Source organism: Serratia sp. P2ACOL2, assembly GCF_003691565.1.
Classification (GTDB): domain Bacteria; phylum Pseudomonadota; class Gammaproteobacteria; order Enterobacterales; family Enterobacteriaceae; genus Serratia; species Serratia liquefaciens.
Map to the genome: position 1 here is coordinate 1115578 of NZ_CP033162.1, position 16224 is coordinate 1131801.

The 16224-nt window shown below is 57.9% G+C and carries 15 protein-coding genes; 6 read left to right on the plus strand and 9 right to left on the minus strand.

The genetic code is table 11. The features are described 5' to 3' along the window. Positions 1-64 precede the first annotated feature (64 nt). Positions 65-1117, plus strand: a complete 1053-nt coding sequence (gene aroG / locus EBA31_RS05320; RefSeq protein ID WP_020825692.1) for a 3-deoxy-7-phosphoheptulonate synthase AroG — start codon at positions 65-67, stop codon at positions 1115-1117. 70 nt (positions 1118-1187) lie between these two features. Here aroG and gpmA read toward each other — a convergent pair whose 3' ends face one another. From gpmA to modE, 9 genes are all read right to left on the minus strand, one after another. Next, positions 1188-1940 (minus strand): 2,3-diphosphoglycerate-dependent phosphoglycerate mutase, encoded by a 753-nt coding sequence (gpmA, locus tag EBA31_RS05325; RefSeq protein WP_004941818.1) that lies wholly within the window; start codon positions 1938-1940, stop codon positions 1188-1190. A 213-nt stretch (positions 1941-2153) separates the two neighbouring features. Next, on the minus strand, positions 2154-2492 hold the full coding sequence (locus EBA31_RS05335) for a PsiF family protein (RefSeq protein ID WP_020825694.1): 339 nt from the start codon (positions 2490-2492) through the stop codon (positions 2154-2156). A 196-nt stretch (positions 2493-2688) separates the two neighbouring features. Further along, on the minus strand, positions 2689-3732 hold the full coding sequence (gene galM, locus EBA31_RS05340) for a galactose-1-epimerase (protein WP_122077620.1): 1044 nt from the start codon (positions 3730-3732) through the stop codon (positions 2689-2691). Then, entirely contained in the window at positions 3726-4877 is a 1152-nt protein-coding gene (gene galK, locus EBA31_RS05345) for a galactokinase (RefSeq protein WP_122077622.1), read from the minus strand. The genes galM and galK overlap by 7 nt, the downstream gene beginning before the upstream one ends. Next, a complete protein-coding gene (gene galT / locus EBA31_RS05350; RefSeq protein WP_122077624.1) occupies positions 4874-5926 on the minus strand; it encodes a galactose-1-phosphate uridylyltransferase in 1053 nt (350 codons plus the stop codon). Before galT ends, galK begins: the two co-directional genes overlap by 4 nt. A 286-nt stretch (positions 5927-6212) precedes the next feature. Beyond that, complete coding sequence (locus EBA31_RS05355) at positions 6213-7034, minus strand: CPBP family intramembrane glutamic endopeptidase (protein WP_020825698.1); 822 nt, start codon at positions 7032-7034, stop codon at positions 6213-6215. Between the two features lie 153 nt (positions 7035-7187). After that, positions 7188-7760: a cysteine hydrolase family protein gene (locus EBA31_RS05360; protein WP_020825699.1), complete on the minus strand. Its 573-nt coding sequence runs from the start codon at positions 7758-7760 to the stop codon at positions 7188-7190. Positions 7761-7891: 131 nt separating this feature from the next. After that, a complete protein-coding gene (gene modF, locus EBA31_RS05365) occupies positions 7892-9364 on the minus strand; it encodes a molybdate ABC transporter ATP-binding protein ModF (RefSeq protein WP_122077626.1) in 1473 nt (490 codons plus the stop codon). Between the two features lie 90 nt (positions 9365-9454). After that, on the minus strand, positions 9455-10246 hold the full coding sequence (modE, locus tag EBA31_RS05370) for a molybdenum-dependent transcriptional regulator (protein ID WP_020825701.1): 792 nt from the start codon (positions 10244-10246) through the stop codon (positions 9455-9457). Between the two features lie 195 nt (positions 10247-10441). On the opposite strand from modE, the gene EBA31_RS05375 reads away from it, so the two are divergent. The 5 genes from EBA31_RS05375 to EBA31_RS05395 are packed head-to-tail and all read left to right on the plus strand — an operon-like array spanning position 10442 to position 16185. Beyond that, entirely contained in the window at positions 10442-12607 is a 2166-nt protein-coding gene (locus EBA31_RS05375; protein WP_122077628.1) for a TonB-dependent siderophore receptor, read from the plus strand. Between the two features lie 7 nt (positions 12608-12614). Further along, positions 12615-13610: an ABC transporter substrate-binding protein gene (locus EBA31_RS05380; protein ID WP_122077630.1), complete on the plus strand. Its 996-nt coding sequence runs from the start codon at positions 12615-12617 to the stop codon at positions 13608-13610. A gap of 1 nt (position 13611) precedes the next feature. Continuing rightward, complete coding sequence (locus EBA31_RS05385) at positions 13612-14367, plus strand: trans-aconitate 2-methyltransferase (RefSeq protein WP_122077632.1); 756 nt, start codon at positions 13612-13614, stop codon at positions 14365-14367. 1 nt (position 14368) lies between these two features. Continuing rightward, positions 14369-15403: an iron ABC transporter permease gene (locus EBA31_RS05390; RefSeq protein ID WP_122077633.1), complete on the plus strand. Its 1035-nt coding sequence runs from the start codon at positions 14369-14371 to the stop codon at positions 15401-15403. Further along, positions 15400-16185 carry an ABC transporter ATP-binding protein gene (locus EBA31_RS05395; protein WP_122077635.1) on the plus strand — a complete coding sequence of 262 codons (786 nt, stop codon included), beginning with the start codon at positions 15400-15402 and terminating at the stop codon, positions 16183-16185. The genes EBA31_RS05390 and EBA31_RS05395 overlap by 4 nt, the downstream gene beginning before the upstream one ends. Positions 16186-16224: the final 39 nt, after the last annotated feature.

Sequence of the window (16224 nt, forward strand, 5' to 3'; positions counted from 1 at the left end):
CAGGCTAAATTGGTTGGATCTATGCTCTGCGAAATACCGCCTCTCGATACCGAATGGAAAAGTTATGAATTACCAAAACGACGATTTACGCATTAAAGAAATTAAGGAACTCCTGCCACCGGTGGCCCTGTTAGAGAAGTTTCCGGCTACTGAACGTGCAGCAGAGACGGTGTCAAAGGCACGCAGTGCCATTCATCAGATCCTTCGCGGCAGTGACGATCGCCTGCTGGTGGTGATTGGCCCTTGTTCAATCCACGATACCAAAGCGGCGAAAGAGTATGCCGGTCGCCTGCTGTCGCTGCGTCAGGAACTGAGCGGCGAGCTGGAAGTGGTGATGCGGGTTTATTTTGAAAAGCCGCGTACCACCGTGGGCTGGAAAGGATTGATCAACGATCCGCAAATGGATAACAGCTTCCAGATCAACGACGGTCTTCGTCTGGCCCGTAAGCTGCTGCTGGATATTAACGATACCGGTTTGCCGGCGGCGGGCGAATTCCTCGACATGATCACCCCGCAGTATCTGGCAGATCTGATGAGCTGGGGCGCGATCGGCGCACGTACCACTGAATCTCAGGTGCATCGCGAGCTCTCTTCCGGCCTGTCTTGCCCGGTTGGCTTCAAGAACGGTACCGACGGCACCATCAAGGTTGCTATTGACGCCATCAATGCTGCCAGCGCACCGCACTGTTTCCTGTCGGTGACCAAATGGGGCCATTCAGCCATTGTGAACACCAGCGGTAACGGCGATTGCCACATTATTCTGCGCGGCGGCAAAGAGCCGAACTACAGCGCGGCACATGTGAAAGAAGTCAAAGAAGGCCTGGTCAAAGCGGGTCTGCCGGCGCAGGTGATGATCGATTTCAGCCATGCCAACAGCAGCAAGCAATTCAAAAAGCAGCTGGAAGTGAATGCTGACGTTTGCAAGCAGATTGCCGGCGGCGAAAAGGCGATTATGGGCGTGATGATTGAAAGCCATCTGGTGGAGGGCAACCAAAACCTGGAAAGCGGCGATCCGCTGGTTTATGGCAAGAGCGTCACCGATGCCTGCATCGGTTGGGAAGACACCGAAACCGTGCTGCGCGAGTTGGCAACAGCGGTGAAAGCGCGCCGCGGCTGATAAACCTGCCTGGTTCCAATAAAAAAGCCCCCGGCCAAAACCGGGGGCTTTTTAGATCATGCGGCGAAAATTACTTCGCTTTACCCTGGTTTGCCACGGCGGCCGCTTTAGCAGCGATCTCGTCGGCATTACCCAGGTAGTAACGTTTGATTGGCTTGAAGTTCTCGTCAAATTCATACACCAACGGCACGCCGGTTGGGATGTTCAGCTCGAGGATCTCGTCTTCGCTCAGGTTATCCAGGTATTTCACCAGCGCACGCAGGGAGTTGCCGTGTGCAGCAACGATAACGCGCTCGCCGCTTTTGATGCGTGGCAGAATTTCTTCGTCCCAGTAAGGGATCACGCGATCGATGGTCAGCGCCAGACTCTCGGTCAGCGGCAGCTCTTTCTCGGTCAGCGCGGAATAACGCGGATCGTGGCCCGGGTAACGTTCGTCATCTTTGGTCAGCTCTGGTGGAGTAACGGCGAAGCCGCGACGCCATTGCTTAACCTGCTCGTCACCGTATTTTTCTGCGGTTTCAGCCTTGTTCAGACCCTGCAGCGCGCCGTAGTGGCGTTCGTTCAGTTTCCAGGATTTCTCAGTCGGCAGCCAGGCCTGATCCAGTTCGTCCAGAATGTTCCACAGGGTGTGGATAGCGCGCTTCAGTACGGAGGTGTAAGCAAAGTCAAAAGAGAAACCTTCGTCTTTCAACAGTTTGCCTGCTGCTTTCGCTTCGGTGCGGCCTTTGTCGGACAAATCAACATCATACCAACCGGTGAAGCGGTTTTCGTTGTTCCACTGGCTTTCGCCGTGACGCACCAGAACCAGCTTAGTTACAGCCATAGCTTAACTCCTTAATAATCTGACATTTCAATGATAACGAAAATCATTATATTGCCGCGGCCGGGGGCTCGGCAATCGATAGTGTTTAACCATAGCCAATTTCTTGCCGCAAAGTAAGTGCTGTTCTGAGGAAAAGCTGAATCGATCAGGCTGGTGCAGATAGGGAGTGCGGCACGGCGAAGGGAGATTCGGCCGTGCCGTGGGGAAGGGCAATCAGGCTGCTTTTTTCAGGCAATTGCTCATAAAGGTTTTACGCTCGTCACCCTTCAGGCTTTTGGTCTTGGCGTCGGCGTTACAGGTTTTCATTTTCTGCTGCTGCGGAGTCAGCGTTTTGGTCGCAGCGGTGCCTTCGGATTTCAGGCAGGTGCTCATGAAGGTAGAGCGATCCGCGCCTTTCAGCGTTTTGCTGGTGGCCTGTTGATTACAATCGGTCATGCGTTTCTGCTGCGCGGCCTGTGCCGGTGATGGCGTTTTTGCTGCGGTCTCGGCAGCCATCAGATTGGTGCTCAGCAGTAAACCCGCCAGTAATGGAAGTGCAGTAATCAGACGCATAGGTGTTCCTTCAGCTATTGGCCGGCCGGGGTGGCCGAAAATTGTGACGTTGCACAAGGTGTTGTGCTTATCACCGTAGCCTGATTCTAGTGCGCGCTTTGGAATAAGGAAAGGCAGCCCTCGGCGCGGCAGCGGGGTAAAAAGGTAAGCATTTATAACAAACGGCCCCTCGCCGCGTGGCAAGGGGCGTAGCGGGTCAGATAGGATAAAACTGATAATGGGTGGCGCTCAGGTATTGTTGCCCCGGCTGCAGCCAACAGTCGGGCTGCGGCCATTCCGGGTGGTTCGGACTGTCCGGCAAAAACTCGCTTTCCAGCGCCACGCCGGCGTAATTGGCATAGCTGCCGCCTTCGCGTGCCGGGGTTCCGCCCAGATAGTTGCCGCTGTAGAGCTGCAACGCCGGCGCACTGGTGAAGACGCTCATTTGTACCTGGCCATCAGCCGACCAAAGATGGGCCGCCGGGCAGTCCAATGCGCCACAGGTACGATGTAGCAAAAAGGCATGATCGTAGCCTTTTACCCGCTGTTGACAGCGATCGCTCAAAAAATCCTGCAGCAGCGTTTTTGGCTGGCGGAAGTCCATGCCGCTGTCTGCCACCGGGGTAAGATCGGCACAGGGGATGCCTTCGCTGTCGACCGGCAGATAGCGGTCGGCAAACAGCTGTAGCCGCTGATGGCGGGCGTCGGTTCCGGCACCGTCGAGGTTGAAGTAGGCGTGGTTGGTTAAATTGACCGGACAGGCGCTGTCGGTCCGCGCCTGATAGCTGATTTCCAGTCGATTGTCGGCAGTGAGTCGATAGTTGACCTGAACGTCGAGATTGCCGGGGAAACCCTGGTCACCCTCTGGCGAATGCAAGGCGTAGCTCACCTGCTGCTGATCCTGTTGGGTAATGCGCCAGCGGCGGGCATTAAAGCCTTCCGGCCCACCGTGCAGCTGGTGTTCTCCCTGATTGGCGACCAGCGGATGCGGTTTGCCATCAATCTGCAGGCTGGCGTGCGCGATGCGGTTGGCGTAGCGCCCGACGGTAGCGCCCAGGTAGGCCGCTTGATTCAGGTAGTCCGCTGGGGTACGACACCCCAGCAGCAACTCGCGCGTTCTGCCCGATTTCAGTGGCAATACCGCGGAGAGCCAGGTGGCGCCCCAATCCATCAGCGTTACCGTCATTCCGCCAGCGTTTTTCAACTGGGTCAATTGGTAGGGCTGGCCGTCAGGGGCCAACGTTTGACTGTCGCTCAGCATCTGCCGGCCCCCTCTGACGCCTTACAGACGTAAAAGGTTTCTTTCAGCCCATGGGTCTGCAGCGGGTATTCGCGTGCAACTGCCTCGCGGACCGGCTCGACCAGCGCCTGTGGCATCAGCGCCACGATACAGCCGCCAAAACCGCCGCCGGTCATGCGTACGCCGCCGCGGTCGCCGATAACGGCTTTGACGATCTCCACCAGCCGGTCGATCGGCGGCACGGTAATTTCAAAATCATCGCGCATCGAGGCGTGCGACTCCGCCATCAGTTTGCCCATCAGCTTCATATCACCAGCGGCCAGCGCATCGGCAGCAGCCAGTGTACGATCGTTTTCGCTGATCACATGACGCGCTCGTTTGGCGACGATCGGATCCAGCTCATGCTGGATCGGGAAAAACAGATCCGGGCTGACATCGCGCAGCGCTTTGACACCGAAGAAGCGCGCGGCTTCCTCACACTGCTTGCGGCGGGTGTTGTATTCGCTGTCTACCAGACCGCGTTTCACATTGGAATTGATGATCACCACCGCGATATCTTCCGGCACCGATACTGCGCGGGTTTCCAGCGTTCGGCAGTCGATCAGCAAAGCATGATCCCGTTCGCCGAGCGCAGAAATCAGTTGATCCATAATCCCGCAGTTACAGCCGACAAACTGGTTCTCTGCTTCTTGCCCATTGAGGGCCAGCGCTACGCCATCCAGCGGCAGGGCATACAGTGCCTGCATGGCCTGACCAACGGCGACTTCCAAAGAGGCGGAAGAACTGAGGCCGGCACCTTGCGGCACATTACCGGAAATCACCAGGTCCGCACCGCCAAAATCGCTGTTGCGTTGCTGCAGGTGTTTGATCACGCCGCGTACGTAATCGGACCAGCGTTGGGTTGGATGGCTGACGATCGGTTCGTCGAGCGAAAACAGATCCTGCTGGGCGTCGTAATCGGCGGCGATCACCCGGATCTGACGGTCGTCGCGTTTGGCGCAGGCGATCACCGTCTGGTAATCGATGGCGCACGGCAGCACAAAACCGTCGTTATAGTCGGTATGCTCACCGATCAAGTTCACCCGGCCCGGGGCCTGGATAGTCAGTGCGGGCGCGTAGCCAAAACGTTCGGTAAAAAGGGTGTGGGTAAGGTTCTTTAAACTCATTGTTGGGCTCCGGCTTCACGGTAATGAACATCGCTAACGGCACGCAGACGTTCTGCGGCCTGTTCTGCAGTCAAATCGCGCTGGGTTTCTGCCAGCATCTCGTAACCCACCATAAATTTACGCACCGTGGCGGAACGCAGCAGCGGCGGATAGAAGTGGGCGTGTAGTTGCCAATGGCGGTTATCTGCGTCGTTAAACGGGGCGCCGTGCCAGCCCATGGAGTAGGGGAAGGAGCACTGGAACAGGTTGTCGTAACGGCTGGTCAGTTTTTTCAGCGCCACGGCCAGGTCACGGCTCTGTTCGGCGCTGAGATCGGTAATGCGCTGCACTGAACTCTTCGGCAACAGCAGCGTTTCAAACGGCCAGGCCGCCCAGTAGGGCACCACGGCCAGCCAGTGTTCGGTTTCCACTACCGTACGGCTGCCGTCAGCCTGTTCGCGCTGGACGTAATCCGTCAACATCGCGGAGTAGTGCCGTTGGAAATACTCGCGTTGCAGCCGGTCCTCATGCTCGACTTCGTTCGGCAAGAAGCTGTTGGCCCAAACCTGTCCATGCGGATGCGGATTAGAGCAGCCCATCGCGGCGCCTTTGTTTTCAAAAACCTGCACCCACGGATAGCTGCGTCCCAGATCGGCGGTCTGTTCCTGCCAGGTGGCAATCACTCGTTCCAGCGCTTGCAGCGGCAATTCCGGCAGGGTCTTGCTGTGGTCGGGCGAGAAACAAATCACCCGGCTGGTGCCACGGGCGCTCTGGCAGCGCATCAACGGATCCTGACTTTCCGGTGCCAGCGGGGTATCCGTCATCAGCGCGGCAAAGTCGTTGGTGAATACGTAGGTGTCCTGATAGTTCGGGTTTTTATCGCCGGTAACACGGGTGTTGCCCGGGCAGAGGAAACAGTCGGGATCGTGCTGCGGCAACGTTTCTTGCTGTGTTGACTCCTGCTGGCCTTGCCACGGCCGTTTGGCACGGTGTGGCGAGACCAATACCCATTGGCCGGTCAGCGGGTTGTAGCGGCGATGGGGATGATCTACGGGGTTAAAATCCGTCATGGTGGTTCCTTTTTCTCGGGCGATGCGGCGCGGTGTAATCGCTTTCATCTGCCGCTAACCTACCCTTGACTCATACAAATGGATAACTATGAGCAAAAAGATAGCACGTCCCACGGGGGAAAAAGGTGATCCAGAGCGAAAAATGGAATCGTTTACACTGCGTGATGCAAGTGAGAAAACCGCTGGCAGTGTAGGAGGGGGAAAGCTGAAAAAGTTGGCATCAGGCTGGAAGTGATAGCGTTTTCACACTGGTAACCGGCAGGCGTTCACCTGCCGGTTATGGCGATCAGGAATGCTGGTACAGCGGGTAAGTGAACAGCAGCAGATGGGTCAGATTAAGTCCGAAGTGGAATAAAATCGGCACCCACAAGCGGCCACTCCACATCCATGCCAGGCCGTAAATCAACCCGGCAAGCGTGGCGAAAATGACCATCAGCATGCCACCGGCCAGATGCGCGGCGCCAAAAATCAGCGCGGCAATGATCAATGCCGGCCAAGCCCCCAACCATTGGCTCAGCCGTTGCTGCAGATAACCGCGGAACAGCGCTTCTTCAGCCATGCAGACAAAGAACAGGTTGGCCATGATAAACGGCAGGATCCAGGCTGGGGTATGCAGCTCAATCTTCAGGCCACCAAGCGCCACCGCCAGCAACAGCAAGGCCGGAACGCTGATAATCAGCGCCGTCCAGGCCGATGTACCTACGCTTTTTTCAGGTTTATCGCGTTTAAACAACGTTGGCAGACAGGCGAACAACAGGAAGGGCACTATCGCCTTGTCAAAGTTGTAATACATGGTGAAGGGTGCGCTTAACGGGCCTGCTTTATCACCGTCGATCATCAATTGGTTATTGATCCCCGGCACCAGGTGCAGGAATAGCGCCACACAGCTTAAAACCACTAACACTTCAAGTGGGACAGCCAGATTACGCCGTGTCCGAAAATGGTGTCGCAGCCCTGCGAGGGCGGCAATGCCTAATAAGCAAGTCAGGCTGAGCGGGGTGAGTACCGCGTGGTACATGCCCATCCCCGCCGATGCGGCCAGAATCAACCAGGCAATAAGCCGGTTAAATGGCAAAAAGAATAACGAAGAAGCCAGTACGCCCCACATAACTATGTCCCTTTAAAATATGCACACGGTACCCATTACCGAAGGCAATCATTGCTTTATCGGTGTGCGAATGATCGGTGAGTTGGGCACTATGCCGGATAGTAGCACAGCGAAATGACGATAAAGGTCGGTGCAGTGGGTGAAATAGTGCTGTTAACCCTTCATCCAGGCTTGCGAACGGGTGATTTCCGCCAGGTTCTGCAGGATATCCAGACTCTGCTGGTGGATTTCCTGCGTCGGTGCGGCGCATAAGTCCTGCAAGACGGTCACCTGAAAACCGGCGTCGTGCGCCTGTCTTGCGGTGCTTTCGATCGCCAGTGGGGTACTGACCCCGCCTAGCAGCAAATGATGGCAGCGATGCTGCTGCAGCCAGGCTAACAAATTGTTACCGGCAAAGGCGCCAACGCCGTGCTTTTCGAACTGAATATCCGTTGGCAGCACCTGCAAATCCTTATCCCATTGGCAGCCGGGGCTGCTCAGACGCAGTGCGCCAATCTGTTTCAGGTGGCTGAACAGCGGAGAGTGAGCGGGAATGTCGTGATAATCGTCGGCAAAACCGACGCGCACCCAAATCACAGGAATTTTACGTACCCGGGCGTAAGCCGCGGCGGCGTTGGTGTTGGCAATCAGGTTTAGTGCCAACACCTGCTCACGGCAATGGTTCGCACGCCCTTTGGGGCCAATCAGATCGTCGATAAGATCGATAATAATCAGTGCGGCGGACATGGTGTCTCCAGAAGCGGATCCTTTACTCCTTATGATAAAAGGCCAAATGTGATGTGTTGCAGAGGAAGTGTTGCCGGATATGTCATCGGATGAGTAGCGGGGCTACCCATCCGCGCGGATTATCGAGGATTTCAGATCAGCGTATCCAACTGATAACGGTAGCCGTCGCCGTCAGGGACAAAGCTCAGGCGGTGGGTAATACTTTGCGGCGCGTCTTCCGCATGGTGGGAGACAAACAGCAGTTGGGTCGTTCCCTGGCCGATCAACACGTCGACAAAGCGACGGACCAACTGGCGATTGAGCGGATCCAGCCCCTGCAGCGGTTCGTCGAGGATCAACAGCGCCGGGTGTTTGACCAGTGCGCGGGCGATCAGCGCTAACCGTTGCTGACCCCAGGAAAGGCTGTGGAAGGGGGCCTCGCCGTTTGCACCGCCCAGCCCCAGCAACGCCAGCCATTGGTCAGCCAATTGCCGTTGGCGATCGGATACCGCCTGGTAAATGCCGATCGAATCGAAAAAACCGGACAGGATCACGTTGCGCACGCTGGCGCTGACGCGGTAATCCAGATGCAGACTGCTGCTGACGTAGCCGATATGGCGTTTGATATCCCAGATGGTTTCCCCGCTGCCGCGCCGCCGGCCGAACAGGGTAAGATCGTTACTGTACCCCTGAGGGTGATCGCCGGTGATCAGGCTGAGCAGCGTCGATTTACCGGCGCCGTTCGGGCCGACGATCTGCCAGTGTTCGCCGGGATTAACCTGCCAGTCGAGGTGATTGAGAATAGGTCGATCGTTGTAACTGACCCTCCCGTCGCGCAGGATAATTAACGGTTGATCCGCCGGCAGCGTGGTTTTCTGCGCCGGATCTTCGGTTTCCGGCAGCGCCAGGCCATCCAGATTCTCGCTGTGCGCCAGTTGCGCTACCAGCGCTTCCGCCATCACCTGCCGGCGCGTCCCCTGGCTTGCCAGGGTGCAATCGGCCAGCACGCCCACGTTACGGATAAAGTCCGGCACTTCGTCAAAGCGATTGAGCACCAGCACCAGGGTATAGCCATGCCCGGAGAGGTCATTCAACAGCGTAGCCAACTGAGCGCGTGAAGTCACGTCCAGCCCGTCGAAGGGTTCATCCAGGATCAGTAAATCGGGTTGTGGCATCAGCGCCCGGCACAGCAGGGTTTTGCGCGTTTCGCCGGTAGAAAGGTATTTAAAGCGACGTGACAACAGCGAGGTAATGCCGAACTGCTCCGCCAGCTGCGCGCAGCGCGTGGGGTCTTTGACCTCTTCCTGAATGATTTCCGCTGCGGTGCGTCCGGTATCTTCCTCGCCTGGGCTAAGCAGGTCGGTATTGTTACGTTGCCATTCGTCGCTGACCAGCTTTTGCAACTGTTCGAAGGAGATGCGCACCGCATGCTTGAAATCGCTGCGGCGCTCGCCGTTGAGCAACACCAGTTCATCGGCCAGCGCGCGTGCCAGGGCGGATTTGCCGCTGCCGTTGGCGCCGACAAAGGCCCAGCTGTCGCCGGCCTGAATCTCCAGCGCTTCCAGCGTCAGGGTACGGGTATCGCTTAAGCGAAATGAACCTTGCGAAATGTGCAACGACGACATCACCTGTTCCTTTTTATGCAATTATTTTGTTTAGAAATAGGCGCATTGCGGAGCGATGTCAATCGGCAAAAATGCAACGTTACGTTGCGTTTAGCACAACGTGGCGACAATCACCCGATCGGCGTTAAACAAGGCGTGAACCTGGCTGCCGGGGCGCAGTTTTAGCTGCTGCAGCTCTGGGTTGGCCACGGTGGCGCACAGGGTTTCACCGCCCGTCAGCGTGACCAGCACCTCGCTGTGATCGGCACCCGGTTGAATGCTGGCGACCACGCCCGCCAATGCGTTGTCCGCTGCCCCGACCAGGGCCGGATCGGTATTCAGTTTCACCCAGGGGGCTTTAATCAGCGCCAGCACTTCCTTGCCGGGGGATAGCTGCAGCCGATCGGCGCTCTGTTGGGTGATGGCCGCGCTGAGACGGGTTTTGCCGTCGTTAAGCAGAATATCCAGATGCTGCTGCACCTGCTGGTGATCGCGTTCGATCACGGTGCCAAAGAACTGGTTGCGGGCACTGGTTTGCAGCGAGAAACGCGAGATTGCCGCTAACAGGCTATCGAGCGGCAACTCGTCCTGTTGCAGCACGTCGAAGGCTTTTTGTTGGATCTGCCCGAGCAGATCGTAAAGCTGGATCAACCGCTCACCGTAGCGAGTCACCTGCGCACCGCCACCGCCTTTGCCGCCGGTGGCACGTTCCACCACCGTCTGCTCCGCCAACTGGTTCATTTCGTTAATCGCGTCCCAGGCACTTTTATAGCTGATGCCCGCCAGTTTGGCGCCCTGGCTGATGGAACCGGTGTGCCGGACCTGTTTAAGCAGCGCGATGCGGCGCGGGTCGGCGAACAGCTTCTGCTGAAGTTTTAGGGTAAGAAGAATTTCGGCCTGCATAACGCGTCCTGTCGGCTGCAAAAGCCTTATTGTCGCCGATTTAGCCGCAAAGCGCCAAAGGATGCGTCGGCAACAGCCAGGGCTCGGTAACAATAAAAACTGGCCTTCAGTTATTGAAATGTTATAACATAACAAAAAATATAATGATTGATGCCGACCACGGCGGGTTTTTATTTCACCAAAGGGATGCTGTAAATGAGTGCTGCACGTCTGGGTTTCGTCACGCCCAAAAAACCACCTTATTACCTGATTACCGCTTTGATGTTAAGCCTGCCGAACGCCGCGCTGGCCGTCGGCGCTTGCGACAAAACCGAAAAGTCATCACGTTGCGAAGACAGCTTAACCGTGCAGGCATCCAGCCAGCCCCAGAGCACCTATGGCTCGTTGGAGGTCGTCACCCAGTCGGCTTCGCGCCTGGGGCTGACCAATCTAGAAACCCCACGCAGTATTGATGTTATCAGCGCACAGGCTATCCAGCAGCGGGGTGATAAATCGCTCGCCGCCGTTGTCGAGCGTGCTCCCGGCATGTCCGGTGTGGCTTCCCCCACGCTCAGCAATAACTTTTCACTTCGCGGCTTCAGGCCGGTGTCCTGGCTGTATAACGGCGTCGAAACGCCGGGCAGCACCCTTCAGCTAGCGGATCCTTCCCATTACGGCAGTGTAGAAGTGTTGCGCGGCCCCGGATCGGTGCTCAATGGCCTGAGCGCCGCCGGCGGCAGCGTCAATCTGCTTTCGCGCCAGCCGACCTTCAGCCGCCAGCCCATCGAGTTCGACTATGGCCTGTCGAGTTATAACAGCCAGCGCCTGCACCTGGGTGCGGGAGGGACGTTAGTCGACGACGTGGCGGCCTATCGTCTGGACGTCAGCGGCAGCGACAGCGGCACCAATGTGCAATATGAGCGTGACAAACAGAAACGGGTATCCGGCGCGCTGCTGTTTAAACTGTCTGATAATGCCCTGCTGACGTTAAGCCTGGATCGCATGCTCAATCGCACCAACAACCCATACTACGGCACGCCGCTGGTGGAAGGGAACATCGCCCGCGAACTGCGCGATATCAACTACAACAACCTGACCGACAGCCGTATCCAGAGCAACGCCACGTCGTTTCAGGCCAGCCTGGATTGGTTCACCACGCCTGAAATTGAGCTGCATAACCAGTTCTACTATTACAGCGGCTTTCGCGAATGGCGCAATGTGGAACGCTTTCGCATCTCGGCGGCCACCCAGCCCGGCTATGTCAATCGCGATTCGTTCGGGGCGCTGGCCCACGATGACGACCTGATCGGCAACCGCAGTTCCCTGGTGTTCGACCGGCCGTTGGGCGGCTTCGATAACCGGTTTATTGTCGGCCTTGATCTGAGTAAACGTCGCTTTCAGTACTACTCCAACGGCTTCCCCGGTTCCGAAGAGGTTCCGCTGCAGGCACCGATCAGAGAAAGTTTTTCACAGGGCACCGCTAGCCAACGTTCTCCGGTTCGCCACGTTACGCAAAACCAGTACGCCGCTTTTATGGAAGACCGCTTCAGCCTGACTGAACGTTTAACCCTGCTGGGGCAGTTGCGCTACAACCATATGGATATGGATTGGCATTTTCAGGGCCCGCAAGAAGAGCGCTCCGCGCAAACCTACGCCTTCAGCGTCTGGAGCCTGGGCCCCAGCTATGCGTTGACCGATAACATCAATATTTACGCCAACTACACCACCGGCAAGGAGCCGGGCAACGACCTGTTCTTTTTAAGTCCGGCGCAAACCGGTCTGCCGCTTACCCGGGTACGCCAATGGGAAGTCGGCGCCAAGGGGCAGTTTTGGGATAACAAGGGAGAGGCCACGCTGGCGTTGTACGAACTGCGCAAGGACAACCTGTTTGCGCCCAATGCGCAGCAGCCGGATACGCTAAATGCCGTTGGCCGGCAGACCTCGCGCGGCGTGGAATTAAGCCTGATGTTGCGCCCCAGCGATCGCTGGGAGCTGGCCGCCAATGCGGCCTACACCCACGCCCGTTATGATGAGTACCGCGGCGGCAGCCCGTTACGTAGCTATAACGGTAATCGTCCGGCCTACATCCCTGACTGGACCGCCAACCTTACGGCACGTTATATGCCGACGGAACAGTGGGGGCTCACCTCATCGCTGCGCTACGTGGGCAGCAGTTATAACGACGACGCCAACCAGCGTAAAATGCCGTCCTACACCACGCTCGATCTGGCGACGGACTATCAGATCACCCGGACCGTGGGGGTGGGCGTGCGTATCAGAAACGTCACTAACCAGCTGTATGCCTATCAACGTACTTACCCGGATCAGGTGCTGATCGCGCCATCGCGCACCTATGAAAGCTTTATTTCGGTGAGGTTCTGATCCTGCCATGCAGCCGATAATCTGCCTGCTGGTGGCGCTGGGCCTGTCGTTTCATGCGCTGGCACAGGCCGGTGCTGTCACCCTCAACAACTGTGACCAGGCGTACCGCTACCCCACGGCGCCTGAGCGGGTGCTGGTTTACGCCAACCCCGCGTTGGAAAACCTGCTGGCGCTGGGACTGGCGCAGCGCATCGTCGGCATTATCGGTTATGACTATGCACGGGATACGGCTCCGTCTCCGACGACGCGGGGCAAAGCCCTGAGCCAGTTGTCGGCCGCCGCACCGCCGGCGGCGGAACCTTTGCTGTTGCTCAATCCGGATTTGGTCTATTCGGCCAGTTACTACTGGTTTAACAGCCCGGAAACGCCCAGCCGCGATCGGCTGACGGAGTGGGGAATCGCTACCTATCTCTCGCCTGACGTCTGCAGTGGCCAACAAAGTACCGTAAGCCGCTCGGCGAGCTTCGAGGGTATTTTTGCCGAACTGCGTGAAATTGCCCGAATTTTTCACGTCACCGGCGCAGCTGAGCGCTTAATTAAAAAGCAGCAGTCACAACTGCGGGAACTGGAGCGTCAGGCGGTGTCCTTGCCCCAACAGCGGCTACTTTGGTGGTATGCCGGTACGCAAACCCCTTATGTGGCGGGATGCTGCGGCGCACCTGCACTGTTGACCCGTCAGATTGGCAGTCAAAATCTGTTTGGGGATCTGCCCGAGCTTTGGCCCACCGTATCCTGGGAAACCATTGCCGCCCGCGATCCCGACGTGATTGTGCTGGGCGATTTACCCCGTGGCGGCCTCGGCGACAGTGCCAAAGATAAGATCCATTTTCTGGAGCATCACCCCCTGACCTCAACCCTGCGCGCCGTGCGCCAAAAACGCTATGTCATTTTGCCCGGCTACGACCTGGATCCCTCGGTGCGTACCCTGGCAGCCTTGCAACGTTTAATTCAGGGCCTGCAGCAACAGGCCCTAGGATCATCCATTCTCAAAAAGGAACCCTGATATGTCCTCTCTTTCATTCTCCTCACTGTTGACCTCGTGGGATCAGCAACAAGGGGCTTACATCGCCGAGCGAGAAGCGCGTTTTAATGCCCAACTCGAGGTGTTAGCGCTTTCGGTCGGCGAGGATTTTCACGTACTAGATCTGGCTTGTGGGCCGGGATCGCTAAGCCTGCGCATCCTTCAGCGTTTCCCGCAGGCCAAAGTGACGGCGATGGATCTCGATCCGTTATTGTTGGCCATCGCCCGCGGTGCTCTTGCGGAATATGGCGACAGGATCCGCATTCTTCAGGCCGATCTCGCCGATCCTGAGTGTTTCTCATCGCTCGAGGGGGCAATGCCTGACGCGGTGGTTTCCAGCACGGCGCTGCACTGGTTAATGCCGGAACAGCTGACGGTGCTGTATCGCAACATCGCCGAACGGCTGCCCACGGGGGGCGTATTTTTGAATGCTGACCACCAGCGTTATGACCATCGACAGCCACGCGTTAAAACGTTGGCTGAACTGCACGATAACCAGACGCAGCAACAGGCCTGGCGCAACGGTGTCGAAGACTGGGAGCAGTGGTTTGACAAGGTGCAGCAGTTGCCGGAGCTGGCGCAATATCGGCAACAGCGGGAAAAGCTGTTCGCCGGGCGTCCTGTCCCTCCGGCGACGGCATTGGATTTCCAACTTGCCAGCCTGACGCAGGCGGGGTTTACCGAAGTAGGGCCTGTCTGGCAGTTGTTGGATGACTACGTGATTGCAGGCTGGAAATAGTATGGACGGATCGGTACGCCGGGGGGCCAGGCGTTCAGGCGGTTGGTTGTGCATGCTGGCGCTGGCGTTGCCGCTATTTTTGCTCGCTGCCTCGTTGTACGGACCGGCGCCAATATCGCTGCATGACGTGTGGCGTATTTTGTCTGCCCCTGGCGCCGCTAACGCCGAGGACGGTAGCGAGATTTATCAACGGATAATCTGGTCATTGAGAATGCCGAGGGCGCTGTTGGCCGCGGTGGCAGGGGCCGGTCTGGCCCTGGCCGGCACCGTCCTGCAGTCGCTGACGCGCAACCCGTTGGCCGATCCCTGGGTGCTGGGGATCTCTTCCGGGGCAGGCGTGGGTGCTGTTCTGGTGCTGGTGTTGGGGCTCGGCGGCGGCCTGTTGTCGGTGTCTGGCGGAGCATTTATCGGTGCGGCCGGGGCCTTTGCCCTGGTTTTACTGCTCGCCGGGCGTTCCTTGAACGCCGAGTCATCGCTGTTTATTTTGGCAGGGGTCGCGGTCACGCAACTGCTTTCGGCACTGACCTCGCTGATTACCCTGTGGCAAGCGGACGCCAATGCCACGCGTGGCGTGATGTTCTGGCTACTGGGATCCTTCAGCGACGCCCGCTGGTCGCAGGTGGGGCTTTGCGCTCTGCTGCTGGCGGCGGCACTGGCGGTTTGCTGGATGAAAGCGGGCGAGCTGGACGCACTGGCATTCGGCGGCCTGACCGCGGCGTCGTTGGGAGTGGCGGTGGCGCCGCTGAAGCTGCTGCTGTACGGCATTACCATGGCGCTGACGGCCGTTATCGTCGCATTCAGCGGCGCGGTGGGGTTTATTGGGCTGACGGTGCCGCACGTCGCCAGACTGCTGGTCGGGCCGCGTCACCGGTTGCTGTTGCCGGCCAGCGCGCTGTGCGGCGCGTTGTTTGCCGTCGCGGCGGACACCCTGGCCAGAACCTTGTTTGAACCGCGCGAACTGCCGGTGGGCGTCTTGACCGCGTTGTTGGGTGTCCCGGTATTTCTCGCCTTGCTGTATCGGAAAATAAATGCATGAACATTGAAAGCCGGTTATCGGGGCTGCGTGCCGAAGGGTTGGGGTGGTCAACGGCAGAAAGAGTGGTGCTGAATAACCTCAGTTTTCACGCCCGGCCCGGTGAAATTACCGGCGTGCTCGGCGTCAACGGCAGCGGAAAATCTACGCTGCTCAAGTTACTGGCGGGATTGATTTCCCCCAGCCGTGGCCGGGTGTATTTGCAGCAAACCGATATTGCCTCAATGAAAGGGCGCGAACGAGCCAAATCCATGACTTTCCTCGAACAGTCCGGGCCCGGCGCCTTTGCCATTGCGGTGAAAGACGTGGTGTTGCTCGGGCGTCTGGTTTACGCCAGCCGCTGGGCAGGATTCAGCGCGGTAGATTATCGCATTGCCGGGCAGGCGATGGAGCAGGTCGGCATTTCGCACCTGGCCGAGCGTGAATGGCATCAGCTGTCCGGCGGGGAACAGCAACGCGTTCATCTGGCACGCGCGCTGGCGCAACAAACGCCATGGCTGTTATTGGATGAGCCTGCCAACCATCTTGATATTGCCCATCAGCAGCAGTTTATGGCGTTATTGCGGCGGCTGGGCATCAGCGTAGTGGTTTCGCTGCACGACCTGAATTTGGCGGCCTGCTACTGTGACCGGCTGATGTTGTTAAAGCAGGGCGGTTTACACGCGTTCGGCCCCCCGCAGCAGGTGCTGACATCGGAGACGATAGACAGGGTTTATGGGGTAGAGGCCAGGCTGGCGGCGGTTAGCGATTATGCCGCGCCGCTGATCTATTACCCTGTTCAATAGCGTTCGCCGCAGGTCGATAGACGCCACCGGAGCACAAAT